Source organism: Rhodobacteraceae bacterium Araon29 (assembly GCA_039640505.1).
In the GTDB taxonomy this organism is placed as follows: Bacteria; Pseudomonadota; Alphaproteobacteria; order Rhodobacterales; family Rhodobacteraceae; genus CABZJG01.
This window is the reverse complement of record CP046865.1, coordinates 3,272,868-3,290,392: the sequence shown is the minus strand read 5'-3', so window position 1 is coordinate 3,290,392 and position 17,525 is coordinate 3,272,868. Positions and strand designations below refer to the sequence as shown.

Annotated in this window: 17 protein-coding genes; 8 read left to right on the top strand and 9 right to left on the bottom strand. The window is 42.4% G+C overall.

Annotated features, from left to right (window positions below; all coding sequences use genetic code 11):
- Positions 1 to 22: 22 nt before the first annotated feature.
- The 4 genes from GN278_15955 (at position 23) to GN278_15940 (ending at position 6,639) form a co-directional block, all read left to right on the top strand.
- A complete protein-coding gene (locus GN278_15955) occupies positions 23 to 997 on the top strand; it encodes an ABC transporter permease subunit (protein XAT62127.1) in 975 nt (324 codons plus the stop codon).
- Positions 998 to 1,029: 32 nt separating this feature from the next.
- The gene (locus tag GN278_15950; GenBank protein ID XAT62708.1) at positions 1,030 to 1,881 is read left to right on the top strand and encodes an ABC transporter permease subunit; all 852 of its coding nucleotides are present in this window, start codon (positions 1,030 to 1,032) and stop codon (positions 1,879 to 1,881) included.
- A gap of 113 nt (positions 1,882 to 1,994) precedes the next feature.
- Entirely contained in the window at positions 1,995 to 3,812 is a 1,818-nt protein-coding gene (locus tag GN278_15945; protein XAT62707.1) for a dipeptide ABC transporter ATP-binding protein, read from the top strand.
- A 769-nt stretch (positions 3,813 to 4,581) separates the two neighbouring features.
- Positions 4,582 to 6,639: a hypothetical protein gene (locus GN278_15940; GenBank protein XAT62126.1), complete on the top strand. Its 2,058-nt coding sequence runs from the start codon at positions 4,582 to 4,584 to the stop codon at positions 6,637 to 6,639.
- A gap of 62 nt (positions 6,640 to 6,701) precedes the next feature.
- On the opposite strand, the gene GN278_15935 is transcribed toward GN278_15940, so the two are convergent.
- From GN278_15935 to GN278_15925, 3 genes are all read right to left on the bottom strand, one after another.
- Entirely contained in the window at positions 6,702 to 7,292 is a 591-nt protein-coding gene (locus tag GN278_15935; GenBank protein ID XAT62706.1) for a hypothetical protein, read from the bottom strand.
- Between the two features lie 227 nt (positions 7,293 to 7,519).
- Positions 7,520 to 8,587 (bottom strand): AAA domain-containing protein, encoded by a 1,068-nt coding sequence (locus GN278_15930; protein XAT62125.1) that lies wholly within the window; start codon positions 8,585 to 8,587, stop codon positions 7,520 to 7,522.
- 232 nt (positions 8,588 to 8,819) lie between these two features.
- Positions 8,820 to 9,305: a DUF1566 domain-containing protein gene (locus GN278_15925; GenBank protein XAT62124.1), complete on the bottom strand. Its 486-nt coding sequence runs from the start codon at positions 9,303 to 9,305 to the stop codon at positions 8,820 to 8,822.
- A 100-nt stretch (positions 9,306 to 9,405) separates the two neighbouring features.
- On the opposite strand from GN278_15925, the gene GN278_15920 reads away from it, so the two are divergent.
- From GN278_15920 to rpoN, 4 genes are all read left to right on the top strand, one after another.
- Positions 9,406 to 10,170, top strand: coding sequence for a flagellar motor protein PomA (locus GN278_15920; protein XAT62123.1), 765 nt, complete (start codon positions 9,406 to 9,408; stop codon positions 10,168 to 10,170).
- Between the two features lie 4 nt (positions 10,171 to 10,174).
- Positions 10,175 to 11,404, top strand: a complete 1,230-nt coding sequence (locus GN278_15915) for an OmpA family protein (protein XAT62122.1) — start codon at positions 10,175 to 10,177, stop codon at positions 11,402 to 11,404.
- Between the two features lie 56 nt (positions 11,405 to 11,460).
- On the top strand, positions 11,461 to 11,679 hold the full coding sequence (locus tag GN278_15910; GenBank protein XAT62121.1) for a disulfide bond formation protein B: 219 nt from the start codon (positions 11,461 to 11,463) through the stop codon (positions 11,677 to 11,679).
- A 115-nt stretch (positions 11,680 to 11,794) separates the two neighbouring features.
- Positions 11,795 to 13,165: an RNA polymerase factor sigma-54 gene (gene rpoN, locus GN278_15905; protein ID XAT62120.1), complete on the top strand. Its 1,371-nt coding sequence runs from the start codon at positions 11,795 to 11,797 to the stop codon at positions 13,163 to 13,165.
- Between the two features lie 71 nt (positions 13,166 to 13,236).
- On the opposite strand, the gene GN278_15900 is transcribed toward rpoN, so the two are convergent.
- The 6 genes from GN278_15900 to fliQ form a co-directional block, all read right to left on the bottom strand.
- Positions 13,237 to 13,998: a hypothetical protein gene (locus GN278_15900; protein ID XAT62119.1), complete on the bottom strand. Its 762-nt coding sequence runs from the start codon at positions 13,996 to 13,998 to the stop codon at positions 13,237 to 13,239.
- 30 nt (positions 13,999 to 14,028) lie between these two features.
- Entirely contained in the window at positions 14,029 to 14,865 is an 837-nt protein-coding gene (locus GN278_15895) for a hypothetical protein (GenBank protein XAT62118.1), read from the bottom strand.
- Positions 14,866 to 15,034: 169 nt separating this feature from the next.
- Positions 15,035 to 15,295 (bottom strand): hypothetical protein, encoded by a 261-nt coding sequence (locus GN278_15890; protein ID XAT62117.1) that lies wholly within the window; start codon positions 15,293 to 15,295, stop codon positions 15,035 to 15,037.
- Positions 15,288 to 16,436 (bottom strand): flagellar biosynthesis protein FlhB, encoded by a 1,149-nt coding sequence (gene flhB / locus GN278_15885; protein ID XAT62116.1) that lies wholly within the window; start codon positions 16,434 to 16,436, stop codon positions 15,288 to 15,290. The genes GN278_15890 and flhB overlap by 8 nt, the downstream gene beginning before the upstream one ends.
- Positions 16,426 to 17,250 (bottom strand): flagellar biosynthetic protein FliR, encoded by an 825-nt coding sequence (gene fliR, locus GN278_15880; protein ID XAT62115.1) that lies wholly within the window; start codon positions 17,248 to 17,250, stop codon positions 16,426 to 16,428. Before fliR ends, flhB begins: the two co-directional genes overlap by 11 nt.
- Position 17,251: 1 nt before the next feature.
- Positions 17,252 to 17,518, bottom strand: a complete 267-nt coding sequence (gene fliQ, locus GN278_15875; GenBank protein ID XAT62114.1) for a flagellar biosynthesis protein FliQ — start codon at positions 17,516 to 17,518, stop codon at positions 17,252 to 17,254.
- Between the last annotated feature and the right edge of the window lie 7 nt (positions 17,519 to 17,525).

The following is a 17,525-nucleotide window of genomic DNA, read 5'->3' as shown; positions in this document are numbered from 1 at the left end:
CCATTCCTAAAGAAGTCAATTCATGATGATTTTGCAAAATATGTTGGTGCGCGTTTTTTACGGGGTCATCTTACTAGCTGCTGTTTTGGTGTTGAATTTTTCTATGATGCATATGGCACCTGGGGATGTCGCCGACACTATAAGCCAATCCATGGGTGGTGCGGACAAAGAAATTCTGGATCAAATTCGAGCCGACTACGGACTTGATCGACCGTTTTTAGTCCAGCTTGGAAGTTACATCGGGAATGTTTTAACCTTTGATCTTGGATTTTCATATTTTTACAACAAGCCTGTAACAGAGCTTATTTTACAAAGGCTACCTGCAACGCTTTTATTAGTTTTTACGGCTCAAGCTCTTGCTCTTATTGTAGGTGTGTTGCTTGGAGTTATCTCTGCAAGACGTCCCAATGGACTAACCAGTCACTTTGTGACGCTACTAGCCTTGTTTGGTTATTCGGCCCCCGTTTTTTGGACGGGTATATTGCTCTTGATCGGGTTTTCCTTAAATGTGCAATGGTTTCCAGTTGCTGGAATGAGGGATGTAACCATATCAGGCAATTTTTGGGTTCATTTCGTTGATGTGGCGCGCCATCTTGTGTTGCCAGTAATCACGCTGGGTTCCATTTTTCTGGCCCTTTACTCGCGATTGTGTCGTGCAACAATGCTCGAAGTACTTGGTTCAGATTACATTAGAACGGCGAAAGCAAAGGGCCTGTATGATCGCGATGTCGTTTACAAACATGCTCTCAAGAACTCGCTTTCACCCGTGATAACTCTGGCTGGACTTCAGTTTTCGGCCGTTATTTCAGGCGCTGTCCTAGTAGAGGCTGTTTTTAGCTGGCCAGGGCTCGGCACCCTCGCTTTCCAATCTATTATCGCTAGAGATACCCCAACAATTTTGGGTATTCTTTTCTTTTCAGCACTTGTTGTTATCGTGGGGAACCTTCTCACTGATTTGATTTTGCGCCTAATAGATCCTCGGATTGGAGCAAAGTGATGAGTGATGCAAACCAACAGATCACACAAGATATGATCGCAGCAAGGCACCCATTCATCGAAGCTTGGCAGATGTTTCGCCAAAATCATGCTGCAATGACGGCGCTTGTTCTTCTGTCTTTAATTGTTCTTGGCGCTATTTTCGGACCAATGTTATATCCTATAGATCCCTTCGAAATGGTGTGGTCTCCTTTTTCTCCACCGGGGGTGGATGGTTTTATTCTTGGTACGGATTACTTGGGCCGAGACCTTTTAGCAGCAATAATACATGGTGCCCGTGTATCAATTTTAATTGGCCTTTCGGCTGCTTTTGTTTCGGTCTTCATCGGTGTCTCTATCGGGGCAGTTGCCGGATTTTATCGGGGCTGGGTTGAAGAAGTCTTGATGCGAATAACCGAGTTTTTTCAGGTTCTCCCTACATTACTCTTTTCTATGGTTATTGTCGCCCTCTTTGGGTCGTCCCTCATGATGATAACGTTTTCAATCGGAGTTGTAAGTTGGACCGCAGTTGCCAGAATAACCCGTTCGGAATATCTACGCATACGCGAATTAGAATATGTCATGGCAAGCCGCGCCTCTGGATCAACTGACGCCAAGCTTATTTTCAAAGTGATTCTGCCGAACGCGTTACCGCCTATCATCGTGCAAGCTGCATTAATGGTAGGTTCGGCTATCCTCTTCGAGGCAGGGCTTAGCTTTTTAGGCTTAACAGACCCGAATGTTGTAAGCTGGGGACAAGTGATAGGATCCAATCGACAATATATCCTAGATGCCAGCTACACCGTCACAATTCCAGGTATTGCAATCTTCGTAACTGTTTTATGTATCTCGCTGGTAGGAGATGGACTAAACGATGCGTTGAACCCTAAATTGCGGCAGAGATGAGGGATTAAGATTGCCTATGTTAGAAAACTCTTCTCGGACCATGACCATGCAAGGTCGCTGCATCTCAATTAATATGAGAGTGGTTAATGAGGATGCAAAAATTGCAAGAAGATATGACTAAGCCTATTGCGAGCTTTGAAAACCTGCGTGTCGAATTTCAAACCAAAACCGGCACTGTGGTTGGGGTTGAAGATGTTTCTTTTGAGATAATGCCAAGAGAAACCGTTTGCATAGTAGGAGAATCCGGATCTGGTAAATCGGTCTCTTCTTTATCAATGATGCGACTTGTGGAGTTTGGAGGTGGGAAATTAACAGATGGCACCTTAAAATTTACACGCAAATCAGGGGAAACATTGGATATAACCAAATCTGATCAATCCCTAATGCGCACGATCCGAGGCAATGAAATCGGAATGATCTTTCAAGAGCCGATGACAGCATTGAACCCGCTTTTTACCGTCGCACAACAATTGACTGAGGGCCTACGTACCCACAAAGCACTTGGCAAAGCAGAAGCTACTAAGCGGGCGCTTGAATTACTTTATCTAGTACGCATTCCGGAACCTGAACGCAGACTGAATCAATACCCTCATGAACTTTCAGGTGGGATGAGACAGCGTGTTGTTATCGCAATGGCTTTGGCTTGTGAACCTAGGTTGCTTATCGCCGATGAACCCACAACAGCCTTGGATGTCACAATACAGGCAGAAATTCTGGCATTGATTGACCGTCTAAAGCGAGAAACAGGCACTGCTGTTATGTTTATCACCCATGACATGTCCGTTGTAGCACAAATGGCCGATAGGGTTGTTGTAATGCATCAGGGTAAAAAGGTCGAAGAAGGGACAGTCGAAGAGATATTTGAAAACCCAAAGCATGACTATACGAAATCCCTTTTGGCGGCGGTTCCCAAGCTTGGAGAAATGAAAGGTAAACTTTTGCCTGAGCCAATGCGTTTGATGGGTGATGAAAATACCAAATTTAAGCCACTTACAGGCAGTAACGAACCATTGCTTTTGGTCAAAAATCTCACGACGCGATTTGCAGTAAAGAGTGGGTTTCTTAGACGCACTGTCGCAAATGTACATGCTGTAGAAGATGTTTCGTTTAAATTAATGAAGGGCAAGACTTTGTCTTTGGTTGGTGAATCTGGTTGTGGTAAATCTACAGTTGGACGCTCTTTGCTAAGACTGGTCGAACCGCTATCAGGCCATGTGACTATCGATGGTCAAGATATTGTCGCTATGTCTCCACCTCAATTGCGAGAAGCCAGATTAAACATGCAAATGGTTTTTCAAGATCCATTTGCCTCGCTTAATCCTCAAATGGTGTTAAAAGATCAAGTGGCCGACCCAATGCGCAATTATAACACGCATTCGGGTGATGCACTTGATAGGCGTGTTGAAATGCTGTTTGATAGGGTTGAATTGCCGCGCAGTTTTCTACGCCGGTATCCACATGAATTGTCAGGTGGGCAAAGACAACGTGTCGCTATTGCCCGTGCTCTAGCACTTAACCCCAAGCTGATTATAGCAGATGAAGCGGTTAGCGCCCTAGATGTTTCTGTTCAAGCTCAAGTGCTTAATCTGATGCTAGAACTGCAATCTGAACTTGGGTTGTCTTTTTTGTTTATAAGTCATGATATGGCCGTAGTTGAGCGCGTAAGTCATGATGTAGGCGTAATGTATTTAGGCCGTATTGTTGAATTTGGCCCACGTTCAAAGATATTTGAAAACCCGCAACATGCCTATACTAAAGCTTTGCTAAAAGCCGTCCCCATTGCTGATCCACGACAGCGTAAATCAGAAAAAGAGCTAAATTTCAAGCCCTTGGCATCACCTATACACGGCCTAGACTACGAGGCAGAACCTTCGGTCTATGAAGAAATCTCAGAAGGGCATTTCATTCTCACGACTGACAGTGGTTATTAGTCTAAGAATAGCTCACAGAGCAACCAATATGGCATGTGAAAGAAAATTCAAGGCTATGTCCGGCCTAGTTTTGCGCCAGACATAGACAGCTTTTGGATATTCTGTGCACTATCGACACAACCGAACTCGATCATATGCGACGAGCCTGTTTCCGCCTTAGACATCGCCGTCCCAGCCCAAATTTTGCACTTGTTGCACAGTCTTCAAACCGAGTTTGGATTGACCTTTTTGTTTATCAGCCATGATCTTGGTGTGGTCCAGCGTAAGTGCGATCGAATTGCCGTAATGTACATGGGGAAATTGTTGAATATGCTGACCAAAATAGCTTATTTACCAATCCGCAATATCCTTACATGGTTTTCTGTCCGCCGTTCCCACGGTTGAAAAAAAAGGCGTAAAAAACGCATTGTATTTTGATCCCAGGAAATCCACCAGACCCTCCATCTAGGTCGGTTGGGTGACGATTCGCGAACCGGTGCCCATTGGTCGAAAACAGATGCCTACAAAAAGAGCCGAGCCTTGGAACTTTGAAACCAGGCCATAAGGTTGACTGCCACCTACTGGTTGAAGGGGACAATGAAATAGCTAGGCGATTGAAAGACCTAGTCGAATTATAGATATAGTTATCGCTAATTAAAAAGTTTCAAAGTAAAGTATAATTCGTTTGACGTTTTGGATAAGAATTCATGCCTTAACTCATTGCAAAACTGAGCTTTAGATGCCTATAGTCTTCTGGCTAATCGAAGTCCAACCAAGGGCATCCAACTTAATGCCTAAACTACATCATCTCTTTATATTTCTTGTGGTTCTAGCGAATGCTGCATCGTCTCAATCGGTGGCTATAGATAATTCATTGACCTTGCTTGCTGACAAGATAACCTTGACCGAGGATAGTATCTTGATTGCCGAAGGCAATGTCGAAGCCCAGCGGGGCAACCAACTATTAAAGGCCAGCAAACTAATTTTTGATGATAAGACAGAGGAAATCTTTGTTGAAAATGTAACTATTTTCCTTGAGGGTCAAAACACTAAGATTTTAGGTGACCAAGGGCAACTTGGTCTTGAAATGCGTGCTGGACTTATTCAGGCCGCAAATATTCTGGTTGATGAAAAGTTAAAAATCTCTGCAAACGAAGTATTTATGGACGGCGGCGAAGTAGACCGAGCTAATAATATCTGGCGGGTGACAACATGCAAAGAATGCGAGGGCAAGCAACCTGTTTGGCATTTTTCTGCACGTAGCGCAGAACGTAACGCTGATCGTAGTGAAATAATGTATAAAAATGTCGTTTTAAAGGTGAAAGGCGTGCCAGTTGCCTTTACCCCATATCTGCGATTGCCCGACCCAAGAATAAGCCGAGCAAGAGGTTTTTTAATGCCATCTCTTGAGGCTTCATCAAAACTTGGTACAGGTGTGCGGATACCATATTTTGTTCCTATTGGAGACGATAAAGACCTTTTGTTTACGCCTCTTTTGTCGACTGAGACGAATACACTGGAGTATCGTTACCGGCAGGCTTTTGAAAATGGAAACCTAACGGTAAGCGGCTCTTTTTCAAAAGATACAATTCGGCCAAATAAGCTACGCTATTTCATAAAAGCTGCTGGTTCGTTTGTTTCGGCTAGTGGATATCATTTCAATTTTCAGTCGGGTAAGGTTTCGGATGATGGCTACTTGGGTGACTATGGATATTTCTCGGAGGACAAATTTGAAACACGCATCAAACTGAAGAAAGAAGAATCTGATGGTAAGGGAAATTTAAAACAATCTGCCGAATTGGTACGTAATGATTTTTTTGATAATACTATGGAAACAGACGTTACTATATCTGTTGATTACTCTAGATCCATTGATCAAAAGCTTTTGCCCGGACAAGTTTTGGGGTTCATAGGTTTCACGACAGGTTCTTCGAAAAGCAGGGACGAGCAAGTAACGCCCTTCACAACTGAAGTCACGGCAAAATTGAGCCATAATTATGCTCAGCAGATCGGTAAAAGGTTGCAAATTTCAACCCTAGCCGAAACTAAAATCAGCGCTTCACTTGACCCTGACAATGAAAGATCTGACAATCCACAATCTCAAATTAGGAACAAGGTGGGCCTATTTGCTAAATTGCCTTTTACCAGTTCACGAGCCCATCTGTCACAAACCTTCGAACCGATACTCGCATTGAGCTATGGCAATCAAACAACGGATGAAGCGTTTGAACCGTTTCGCTCTAATAGCACAGTGAATATTGGTGAACTGCATAAGCCCTCAACCTTAAGTGGGTTCTCCGAAGACTGGGAGGGGTTTGGAGCAAGCCTAGGTCTAAATTATGCAGCATATTGGAAAAACGGCTATACCATAAAATTATCTGCTGGCGCGCCGATTGTGACGAATCCAGTAGAAAGATTGGCGTCCGATAGTGGTTTTCAAGATGCGAGTATCGCGTATGTTTTAGGTGGAGAGTTTTCCACACCAGAACTGATGAGTTTTAGCTCGAAAGGTCTATTTACATCAAAAGGCGAAATGGTGAACGCGCAATCGAACCTTGGATTTAATTTTTCTTTTGGGGAAAATTGGTTGGCAAGTGCCGGCACAAATTATGACCGCCTGAGTGATCATCAAGTCTCAAGTGAATTTAGCCTTTCCACTGCAATAGGGGATTGGAAAATTTCTGGTAAACAGGGTTATTTGGATGGTCAGCGAGATACATTCGAGGCATCTGCAATTTACGAAGATGAATGTACGCGCTTTTTGGTTGGTATGAAAAACCGGTTTTCATCTATAGGAAGCTCAAGCTCTGTTCAGACTTTTTCTGTTAGTATTCAACTCAAGCGCTGATAGAAGAACTTTCCACTCCTGCCTGTGCTTACTTGCAGCAGCTCTTTTTGCTCTTTTTCCAATTATATTCCAAGTGGTTTACGAGATTTAACAGCGTTACGTGCCAGAACAGTTGCCGCTCCAAGAAATCCGCCAAGAACTATAGATAAGGCAAGGATAAGTTTTGTCTGTGGTCGTACCAAATAAAGGTTCGGGTTTTTAAAAGAAACTGCAAGCGTACCGGCATTTTCAATTTGGAAAATTATTCGACGGGCCTCCAAGAGTTTCTCTGCAGAGCTATTGGTATTTAGAAGAGGTTCGTCAAACTCCTGAATTATTTCAAAATCTAACTTATGTTGTGCCAGAATTACCTCATTTAAACTTTTCCCTATTGTATCAAATATTTGTTCATACACTTCTATATCCAAAGGGTTTCTACTTGCGGTTTTAAAGGTAACATACTCCCCGAGTTCCACGTTGCTCTCTTTGACCCAATCTGAACCCAGAGACGAAAATAGAATTCGCTCAACCATTCCTTTGTCAAATTCATAATGTACTGAGTAAGGCGCCTTAATACTATACTCTCTCGGTGATAGTTGAGTATACCCAAGTGCAATAACAAAGCAGATTGTGACGAAGGTAGAGATTAACCACTTGCCTCTCCAAAGAGCCATAAAAAGTTCCAGCAGGTCTATTTCATCATCAGAACGCAATTTGTTTTCTGTCACTTTGACTTCTTTCTTTTGAATTTTTGAATGATGAAGAAAGCTAAAAACCTAATTTTAGTTGGGTGTCTAATAGCTGACGTACTATGCAATCCCTAAATGAAGTTCAACACTCTATTTCCTCAATTGATAAAACTTGACCGAGCCAAGGAATGGTTTGATTAGAATTTTTGGATTCAAGACGGCTTAGTTCGAATACCCAAGTCTTGCTTTTTTTCAACCAACTCGGCAACTGATAGGTGCAACATTCTAGCTGCGATATCAATATCATCTTCTGCTGCTACAAGAGCAGCAGTCACCACCTCACGCTCAACGGACTTAAGGTGTTCTGCGATCATCAATTTTCCATTGGATACAAAAAATGCTCTATAGTCGTTTATCGTATCAACCGGAGAATTCAATTTATCTTCTAAAAAAACTTCTGCCTTTTGAAGGCCGTCATCACCATTGTGCATGTTTTGACGGTTTTGCTCTCTGAGAACTTGATGAACTTCCGGAGCAGTTATTTTTTTGCCAGCGGAACGGATAATCAAACACTCAAGGACATTTCTCAATTGTCTAACATTGCCTGGCCAAGAAAAGGTCTTTAACAGCCACAGCGCTTCCGTTTCTATCTCAAAGTCCGCCGTCTCGACATGTATAGAAGTTAATTGCTGTGCAAGATGGTGCGCTAGCTTTTCAATATCTTCAGAGCGATCTTTAAGTGCTGGCACCCGTATTGGAAAGGCACTTATGCGAAAGAAAAGATCAGATCGGAAATTTTTAAGAACAACCTGCCTGTAAAGATTTTTGTGTGTGGCGCATACCAAACGGAAATCTACTGCAACTTCCCTAGATGAGCCGACCGGCGTAAAGCATTTGGTTTCCAAAGCTCGCAATAACTTTGACTGTAAGTCGAGAGGCATATCACCTATTTCGTCGAGAAAAAGAGTGCCATTGTGCGCTTGTTCAAATTTGCCCTTGTGAGATTTCACCGCTCCGGTAAAGGCTCCTTTTTCGTAGCCAAATAACTCGGCTTCCAAAAGGCTATGTGGAATTGAAGCGCAATTGACGGATATTAGCCGTCCTGAACGCCCGGAAAATTCCGCAAGAGCTTGCGCGACTACTTCTTTTCCTGAACCGCTTGGCCCTGTGATAAGCACTGGAATATTATGTTCGGCAACATCAATTACCGACTTTTTTAGCGCGACCATAGGCTCAGAACCGCCAACAATCAAGCGTGATAAATTATCCACAAAAGACATCGTAGACCTCTGTAAACCCACCTTTTTAAGCCTCGGAGTTCTCGTTCTAACGACAAGATACCCTCGATATTCGTTTCAAAGTATCGGATTTAAAGGTTTCGTTCAGTAGTTCGGTGGGGTATGTGGCGGCCCCATTTGGGAAAACTATACCCATTAGGATTGGCTGTCTGCAAATTTTACAGGCTCAGCTGACGTATTTAGCCAACTTTTATGTTTGCGGCAAAATAATTTTCTACTTCTTTGTATATTCCCGCACCAAGCGCACCGCGTTCTTTTGGTAAAGAAAAAACCGGTTGTACAAATAGCCTGTATAAAAATTTACAGTCCATTGATATTGTGTAGAATAAAAGCTCTGTTCACCTGACCAGTATGATCCTGCGTAGGTTAAAGGAAAGGTTTTGCTATCAATTTTGGGAGGAATCTCTACATCTGCGATTAAACTGCGAAGTTCTTTGGTCGTGGGTAATCTCCAGCCACCACCCATTTGACCCTCAATTCTTTTTATGACTTCTTCTGCTTCGGCCACAGATAGCATCTTAACTTCACCGATGCATGTTTCATCTTCCCAAACTTGCCCAATGCTACATCGCATCCATTCAAGTTTATTCATGTAATCTCTTGCAATAGGGCCATCACGTTGCAGCCTTAAAGCGTCAGCGCTCACAGTTGTAGATTGAAGCACCAGAAATATTAGAATTACCAAGAAATTTAACTTCATTATTCAGCTAATCTCATTATTTTTGTTCGCTTGTTTGCCAATCTTTTCAATATGGCACTACTTTTGCAACCCTTTTGGAAAAACAAGTAGAGTGCAAACAATGGATTTAGCTTCTTTGATTGGCATGCTCGGCGCGTTGGGCATGATCGCAGGCACAATGATTTCCTCAGCAGGAAGTCTTGGACCTTTTATTGATGTTCCATCAACTCTCATCGTTATAGGTGGTACATTTTTCGCTGTTATGTGGACCGCACCACTTCCAGTTTTTCTTAGCCAGTTTGGCGCCATCGCAAAATGTTTCCTTCCTCCCGTTAAAAAACTAGATGTGATGATTATGCGGATGGTCGAGCTTTCAGCAATCGCACGTAAAGACGGTATGATGGCGCTTGAGGGTCAAGAATGCACTGATAAGTTCTTTGAAAAAGGCCTCCAACTACTTGTTGATGGGGCTGATGAGCCGAAGCTAGTGAAACAACTTAATGCGGAAATTGCAGCAATGAAAATTCGCCACGAGCAAATCCATGGGGTATTAGGCGCTTGGGTAGATATTGCGCCCGCTATGGGAATGATTGGTACACTTATTGGTTTGGTTGTGATGCTTGGAAATATGAGCGACCCTAAAGCCATTGGTCCGGCAATGGCTGTTGCCTTGTTGACCACTTTATACGGCGCATTTTTTGCGAATGTTTTCTTTGGCCCAATCAAAACCAAGTTGGAAGGCTATACATCCTATGAAATTAACTATCGTAACTTGGTTGTAGAAGGTCTGCGCAATATCGCTCGCGGTGAATCACCGCGCAATATCCAAGACGTCCTGGCCTCTAATTTGCCAGCTAAGCAACAAGAAACTCTAGCAGCGGCTTGATCTAATGGCAGAAGACATCATCGAAGAAGAAGAACAGGAAGAAGAGTGTCCGAAATGCCCGCCGGCTGGCGCGCCGGCATGGATGGCCACATTTGCAGATATGGCAACGCTTTTGATGGCGTTCTTTGTTATGATTTTGTCATTTGCGGAAATGAATGTTCCAAAATTCAAACAAATTTCTGGCTCTTTAAAAGATTCTTTTGGTGTGCAACGCCTAATCCCCGTTGTTGAGCAGCCAGAAGGGACGACTGTTCTCGAGATGAACTTTAGCCCATCACCAGCCCCCTCAGTCACAGAGGATATGACCCAACAAACAACTGAGCTTGAGCAGCCTGATGTCAAAATTCCAAGTGACAATGATGATAGTGAGGGGTCAGACCAATTAGGAGAAGGCGAAAAGCTACAAGAAGGTCTTGGAGGTGAAAACAAAGATGGTAAAGGTGACGGTGACGCTAAGTCTGATGCGGAAAAACTAGCTGAAGCAATTGAGCAGATCTCAAACGCGGTAGACATAGCTGTCTCTACTTTGGAAGATAAAGTCGTTGTTGACCTAAAAGCAGAAAATGCATCTCCGCAAGAGATGAAAGAAAAGTTCAAAAAGGTAGGCCAAGCAGTTCAGTTAGCTGGTTTAGCGACGGGCAAGTCAGAGCAAGAAATATTGTACGGAGGTTTAGACCAACAATTGAATGAGCTCATTGAATTTGTTTCTGAATTAGAAAACGAATTGAAAAAACTTGGCGGCCGAGACAAAGAAACTGGCTTTACCGAAACGGCACAAGCTAAGCAAAAGGCACAAAGCGCATCTGATGAGCTTAAAGTTAAGCTTCAAGAACAGATTGACATGGGGGCTGTAAACGTCGAGACGCGCGACAATAAAGTGTTTGTAACTGTTGGGACCGGGGGCGCATTTCCATCTGGGTCTGCGAACCTTACAGCTCAAGCTCAAGGAATTATTGATAAAATTGCACAAGTGAGTGATGGAGCAGATAATTCCATTACCGTTTCTGGTCATACGGATGATGTTCCAATTACATTTGGTGCCCTTTATAGAGATAATTGGGACCTTGCAGCTGCACGGGCAGCGAGCGTTGTCCAAGCGGTTGAGCAATCTGGGCGAGTAGCCCCTGGTCGTTTGCAAGCTGTGAGCTATGGTGAAACAAAGCCGATTGCGTCCAATTCATCTAATCAAGGCCGTGAGCAAAATCGCCGAATTGAAATTGAATTAGAATACTAATCAATAAATCTGGAATTTATGATTATTTAAATAGTTGAAGGGAAGTGGAAGGCGCGATGCTAAATCAGGAAAAAAAACCTCCATGCCGAGTTTGCATGTCACTTAGATTATTTCTGATGGCTGTTTTGGCAATTGCATTAATGGCTATAATTAATCAAGATCTTTTGAGTTTTATGGGTAAATTCAGTATTGAAGCAATCGCGATCGCGTTTATAGCCATATTTGGATTTTTTTCTATTCTAAAGCTAACACTTGATTATTTCCGAATTAACTAATGATAATCAATAAGTTGTAAACTTTTTTCTTTTGTCTGAGAGTACTTTTTAATATATAGTTATCAAAGCCCCCGTTAAACTTCAAAAGTGGCACGAAAATTGCTTTCTTATATATATGTCGATGCTTAGTCTGAATATCGGGACCCAACAGGTTCAAAAGCAGAGCTTGGTAATAACGCCACAGCTTCAGCATGCTATAAGTATTCTTCAAATGAACAACTTAGAGCTGGAAAAGCATCTGGAAGAATTAGCAGAAAGTAATCCATTTATAGAGGTGAAATCGGCAAATTCGGAAAACAAGCGCAAGATTGATTTAGATTTCCCTCAGAGTTCAAACAGCTCGGGGATCTCAGGAGCTTTCCTTGATACTTTGTTGGGCGAAAGGCCAGAAACGCTCATTGAGCATATCTGCAAGCAAATTAGGTTGAAAAAACTCAGCGAGACAGATCAATCTATCGCGTATCGGTTGTTGGTTGATCTTACCCCTGCAGGATATCTACAGTGCGATACCGATCAAGTCAGCGAACAATTATCAGTCTCAATAGACGCGATCGAGGCTGTCATTGAGAGTTTGCAATCCCTAGAGCCAACTGGAATTTTTTCACGTTCACTTTCTGAATGCTTGGCACTTCAGGCCAAAGATCGCAGGGAATATGATGACATTATGCAAATCTTGTTAGAAAATCTTGAACTTTTAGCAAAAGGTGAGCTCAAAGAACTTTGCACAACTGCACAGTGCTCTGTTGAAGACATGAAGCAAAGAGCCATCAGAATCCGCCAATACAACCCAAAGCCTGGTGCGAGTTTTAGTCATGATACAGTCGGGACCACTCGAGAACCTGACTTAATTGTGAAGCGTAAAGCGAACGAGATTGAAATCTCGTTAAACAGAGCTTCTTTGCCGAGTGTTCGTATCAATTTGGACTATGCAGAAGAGGTTGGGAAAAAGCCTTCAAACGAAAATAAATCCGTAGAATTTGTGAAGAATTCAGTTGCAACAGGTCATTGGTTGAAAAGAGCAATAGCGCAAAGAAACCAAACGTTGCAAACGGTGGCTTCCTATATTCTAAAGCATCAAATAAATTTCTTTGATCAAGGTGTTGAGGGCTTGCGCCCACTTCAACTACGTATTGTCGCAGAAGCTTTAGGAATACATGAAAGCACAGTAAGCCGCTCTACAGCTTCGGTATTAATTCAAACACCGCGTGGGACATTTCCTCTTAAAATGTTTTTTAGCAGTGGGCTGCAAGCGAAAGAGAACGATGAAGGTGTCTCTGCACGTGCGATTAGAACCAAAATAAAAGATATAATTGCTCGCGAAAACCCATTGAAGCCAACCAGCGATGCAAAAATATCCAGTGCCTTAAGCGATGAAGGTTACCAAGTCGCAAGGCGTACAGTAGCTAAATACAGAGAATTAGAAAACATAAAATCGACGTCGCAACGCAAGCGAGCCCATAAACTCAGCGAATTAATGGAACATTAATCTGTGGTTCAGTTGTTGGTTGTGTTGAATTTAAGCCAGTTTGTTTATTAACTATAAACCTCAGCAAAGTCTCACGCCTTTGATTGGTTTTTCTTTCTTTTTTTAGGTCTAATTTGTTCTAAGCCTTGAACAGGCCTTTGAAAAAACAGCTCTTCATCTATGCTCAGAGCTACTCTCTGCGCTTGCAATTCTGTTTCAGCTGCAATTGTCTGTAGATATATAAAACGACGATAACTCATAAAACTGATTGCCAAGTTCATATGCTCTCTACCAACATATAGGCACAAAACTACAAAATAAATCATTGCTAATAGCCAATGGACTGCGAGGGTCGCTACTAAGGCAAGAAGGCTTGCGATCGCGGCTTCCCAGACCCGTTGGTTCAAAAACCAAAACGGCGGCATTATCATTGCGAGTAGGGATTTAGTTCTAAGAACCAATTCAGCATTCTTCTTAATATCGTAGAAGATCATATATTGATACAGGCCATCACTTTTGGCGTTTTGCAAAAGCTCTTCAAACCTAGTTGGATTAATCACTTCTACCGCATCTTTTTCTTCAAAGGTAACCAAAAGTGGTTGATCGATGATCACATTGAAAATACGACCTTCTCTGCTGACCGTTAAAACCGCTTGGATCGTAGCGCGGGCGTATTCTTCTTCATCAACATCAAACCGTTCATTTATATCCGATGCAGAACCAAAAAATTCATCTCCATCCAATCCAACGATGCGGTCTCCGAGTTGCAATCCTAGGTTTTTAGCATATCCCCCTCTAAAACTCTTTAAACTAAGAGCTTTAGGGCTAGAGGGTTCTTGGTCTAGTACATCCATTACACTTCACGCTTCTCTAGAAATTCAGGGCTATGGAAACTTGATAACATCTTCTGATTTATCTTGAGCAGCTTTTGCATTCGCATTCGCTCTGGCTTTTGCCTGAGCAGCGCTACGCTTCGCTGCAGCTAAACTCTTATCAAGATTAGAAATCCGAGCGGAAAGTTCTGCATTGACATCCTGAAGGGATTGAAGTGCTTCGCGCTGATCTTTGATATCAGAAGAAGTATCGGAAATGGTTTGGAGCGCGGAAATAACAGACTTTGTGAAGTTCCCCATGATCATATTCTGCGCCTTGAATTCTTCATTTGTCATCTCTGCAAATGAAAGGGTCAATTCAGAGTTCATGATGGATGTCTTCTCATACATGTCCAAAATGCTTGCATCTAACATTGGTTTTAAAGTGTTCATTTCAGCAATTGCTGTGGCGATTTCGACAGATAGGACATCGGACTTTTCGCTTATAGAAACCAGGGCCGCGTTAGAGGTTTCTACAGAATTTCTTAATTGAGAAAGCTCTGTCAATGCAGGCTCTAACTTGTTAATACTAACGTTTAGATTATCCACATTTTCCACAAAGACAGTCAAAAGCTCTGTGTTTGTCGCAGTTAAAAGCTTCAATTGCGATGAAGCTTGCATGAATATTACTATTGAAAGCGCGACAGCACCTAAACTGGCGACAAACCCTATAATCATACTGGTTCTGCCAAGCTTTTCTATTCCTGAAAGTTTAAGTGTGGATTTTTTAATTTGTTGCGCAACCTTAGCGTATTCCGACGTAACATCCATGGCCGCATCGGCTGCATCCAAAGCGATTTGAATGCTCTTTTCAACATCAGCCGTTGTCGCAGAACGATCACCTGTCATCAGCTAAAGTCCTCTTTTGTTTTTTGCCGTACTCTTTGGTATTTTATAAGCACAATTCGTGCCACTTGTTCGGAAAACGGCCTGAGCTGGTATTATTGCAGATTTAAATCCAAAATGCCTACACCCCCACGGATTTCGTGTTTCATGGGTAATGTAGAAAAATTTGCACTCATTGCACGTTACGTTGATTTTTTTGTCTTTTGGCATCAATCGTAACCATTAAGTTGAACACGAAGTTTTGTATAACAAAGCGCAGGCATGCAGCAAAACTGATGATTGCACACAAAAATAAACCAAACGCTCGCCATAAATTTCCAGTTTCAAAAAAGTCTACTCCGTGGGAAAGCCAAATAACTCCAACAAAAAAGAAGCATAAAGAACTTATGGCTTCTCCCATGCTGATTGACTTTTTATACGTGATCCTAGGCATTGTGAAGGGCTCCTGTCTCAGTGAACTTTAGGTTTTCCGGAATTTCAATTTCTGGTGCAGCCACGTCTTCTCCATTGGCCAATCTAAAGATAAAGGCCAAAACTGCCGCAACAGCATTAAATAATTCTTCGCTAATTTCCTGACCAATATCGCCAGTAAAAAACAAAGCACGAGCAAGAAACGGGCTTTGGAATATTGCGATATTCTCTCTTGATCCAATTTCAATTATGTCTTCAGCTAATTTCCCCCGGCCCATTGCAAGGATTACCGGTGCGCCGCGTTCACCCACATCATATTTTAAAGCCACAGCAAAGTGAGTGGGGTTGGTAATGATTGCTGTTGCTTGTGGAACATCTTCGAGTGCAGACCTTTGCCGCGCGGCTTGAGCGGCAGATGCCATTTGTAAGCGGCGTATTTTGGCTTTTACTTCGGGTGAGCCTTCGGTTTGTTTATTTTCGTCTTTTACATCCTGAAGGCTCATTTTTAACTGTTCAATATGTTGATATCGTTGCCAAATAACATCGATGAGGGCAATCAATACGAGAACAATGAGCAATGCGATAAACAAGCTAATAAAGAGACTGTGCGCTCGCGATACCCCGTGAATTATATTGCTATCGGATGCGGTCAGAAGTGTTGATATTTGGCTGTTAATAATAAATGCAGCTGAACCGATCAAGAAGATGACCTTTAGAATACTTTTCACAAGCTCCACCAGCGACTTAAGAGAAAACATGCGCTTAAGTCCCTTCAACGGATCTATCCGAGAACCTTTGAATTCTAAAGCTTTAGGTGCAAAATTTATGCGTCCTGCCAGCGCCCCTTGAGTGAACAGGACTATGACAAAGAGCGGAACTCCAAACAATAAGCCATAAAATAAAATATATCTTACAGCCTGATAGCTGAGCCGGGTTAATTCACCTTCAAATTCACTCATGTTAAAGGTAAAAAATCCGCCCCATTCTCCGAGTATTTGGCCTGCAGATTCGACTGAGAAAAAGTATAATATTAGACCTGTAAAGAGAGTTGAAAAGACAAAGAGTTCTTTAGAGCTTAAAACCTGGCCGTCTTCAAATGCCTTTTCCAGCCGTTTTGGTGTGGGGTCTTCTGTTTTTTCCTGAGCGCTATTTTCACTGGCCATTGCTGATGCTTTCAAAAAATTGATCGACGAATGAAAGTGAAAACTCCACCAGTTCTTCCATAGCGTAGCCAAGAGGTGTTGCAGATGCATAGAGCCCTAAAAACACAACAAGAAGTGTAATTGGGAAGCCAAATGAAAATAAGTTTAATTGTGGGGCGGATCTCGTCACAACCCCGACTGTAAAATTAGTCATCAACAGTAAAATAACGATTGGCAACATAATTACGGTTGCGATTTCAAACATTGCCCCGGCTGCGTCTACGCCAAATTTACTTGCATTTCGCAAGTCTAATGAAATCCCCATAGGCAAAATTTCATAACTGAAGTGAATTGCGCGGATGAGTGCCAGGTGACCATCAATAGACAAAAAGATTACAATCAAAAAAAGTGTAAGAATATTGCTTATTACGGGTGTCTGGCCACCTGAATTTGGATCTATTTGAGCCGCAAATCCTAATCCACCTGAGGTTGCTATTTTCTCTCCAGCCAGAGCAACAGAAGCAAATAGAATACTAACAAACAAACCTACCACTAATCCAATCAGGATTTCTGCAAAAATAACCCGAACTAAGTCCAGATTGTCGAAATTAGAAATTTGTATGGATGCAAACTGGCTATGGAAGGCAAAGCCCAAAAGTATACTTGTGATAATCCTAACTTGAAGAGGAATTGATTGTGCCCCGAAAAATGGCGAGGAGATTAAAAATGCACCAATTCTAATCGAGCTGAGAAAGAAAATCGAAAGTTGCTCAACCAGATTTTGCAGGCTGAGCCCCGGAATTCCGCTAGCTTGATCGAGCAGGAGGTTACCCATGTCACCCCATGCCACTTATTGTGTCGAAAATAAATGAAAAGTAATCAGCAAGACGTGTCATCATGAAGCCAGATAGCAAGGCAAAACCGCCTAGAACAAATACCAGTTTTGGTACGAAACTGAGCGTCATTTCATTAATTGAGGTTGCAGCTTGGATAATCCCAATCACCAAACCAATCGCTAAAGCAATTCCCAAAATAGGTCCGGCCGCCATTACGACATTCCAAAAAGCGAGCCTTATGTGTTCAATATTTGCATCAAATTCCATTGAAACC

Excerpts from the sequence above, each read along its gene's own strand:
- GN278_15945 (XAT62707.1), top strand. The coding sequence starts at position 1,995 with ATGACTAAGCCTATTGCGAGCTTTGAAAACCTGCGTGTCGAATTTCAA.
- rpoN (XAT62120.1), top strand. The coding sequence starts at position 11,795 with ATGTCGATGCTTAGTCTGAATATCGGGACCCAACAGGTTCAAAAGCAG.
- GN278_15915 (XAT62122.1), top strand. The coding sequence starts at position 10,175 with ATGGCAGAAGACATCATCGAAGAAGAAGAACAGGAAGAAGAGTGTCCG.
- GN278_15900 (XAT62119.1), bottom strand. The coding sequence starts at position 13,998 with ATGGATGTACTAGACCAAGAACCCTCTAGCCCTAAAGCTCTTAGTTTA.
- GN278_15910 (XAT62121.1), top strand. The coding sequence starts at position 11,461 with ATGCTAAATCAGGAAAAAAAACCTCCATGCCGAGTTTGCATGTCACTT.
- GN278_15890 (XAT62117.1), bottom strand. The coding sequence starts at position 15,295 with ATGCCTAGGATCACGTATAAAAAGTCAATCAGCATGGGAGAAGCCATA.
- GN278_15930 (XAT62125.1), bottom strand. The coding sequence starts at position 8,587 with ATGTCTTTTGTGGATAATTTATCACGCTTGATTGTTGGCGGTTCTGAG.
- flhB (XAT62116.1), bottom strand. The coding sequence starts at position 16,436 with ATGGCCAGTGAAAATAGCGCTCAGGAAAAAACAGAAGACCCCACACCA.
- GN278_15950 (XAT62708.1), top strand. The coding sequence starts at position 1,030 with ATGATCGCAGCAAGGCACCCATTCATCGAAGCTTGGCAGATGTTTCGC.
- GN278_15895 (XAT62118.1), bottom strand. The coding sequence starts at position 14,865 with ATGACAGGTGATCGTTCTGCGACAACGGCTGATGTTGAAAAGAGCATT.
- GN278_15920 (XAT62123.1), top strand. The coding sequence starts at position 9,406 with ATGGATTTAGCTTCTTTGATTGGCATGCTCGGCGCGTTGGGCATGATC.
- GN278_15925 (XAT62124.1), bottom strand. The coding sequence starts at position 9,305 with ATGAAGTTAAATTTCTTGGTAATTCTAATATTTCTGGTGCTTCAATCT.
- fliR (XAT62115.1), bottom strand. The coding sequence starts at position 17,250 with ATGGGTAACCTCCTGCTCGATCAAGCTAGCGGAATTCCGGGGCTCAGC.
- GN278_15935 (XAT62706.1), bottom strand. The coding sequence starts at position 7,292 with ATGGCTCTTTGGAGAGGCAAGTGGTTAATCTCTACCTTCGTCACAATC.
- fliQ (XAT62114.1), bottom strand. The coding sequence starts at position 17,518 with ATGGAATTTGATGCAAATATTGAACACATAAGGCTCGCTTTTTGGAAT.
- GN278_15955 (XAT62127.1), top strand. The coding sequence starts at position 23 with ATGATGATTTTGCAAAATATGTTGGTGCGCGTTTTTTACGGGGTCATC.
- GN278_15940 (XAT62126.1), top strand. The coding sequence starts at position 4,582 with ATGCCTAAACTACATCATCTCTTTATATTTCTTGTGGTTCTAGCGAAT.